The following is a 224-nucleotide window of genomic DNA, read 5'->3' as shown; positions in this document are numbered from 1 at the left end:
TGGTGGAGGATGACGGGATCGAACCGACGACCCCCTGCTTGCAAAGCAGGTGCTCTCCCAGCTGAGCTAATCCCCCGCGTCCTGTTGACCCTGCCCTCTTCGAGGGTGGGGCCTTCGTAAGCGCTAAAGCGCTAACGACCGCCGACATGGTGGGTCTGGTTGGATTCGAACCAACGACCCCCGCCTTATCAAGACGGTGCTCTAACCGACTGAGCTACAGACCC

The 224-nt window shown here is 60.7% G+C and carries 2 tRNA genes; both read right to left on the bottom strand.

Annotated features, from left to right (window positions below):
* Positions 1-76, bottom strand: a tRNA-Ala gene (locus tag NCR37_RS28340).
* 71 nt (positions 77-147) lie between these two features.
* Positions 148-224 (bottom strand) — tRNA-Ile (locus tag NCR37_RS28335).

The sequence above is a fragment of the Caballeronia sp. GAFFF1 genome (assembly GCF_023630705.1).
Taxonomy (GTDB): Bacteria; Pseudomonadota; Gammaproteobacteria; order Burkholderiales; family Burkholderiaceae; genus Caballeronia.
Note: the sequence above shows the minus strand (reverse complement) of the source record. Positions and strands in the feature narration are given on the sequence as shown.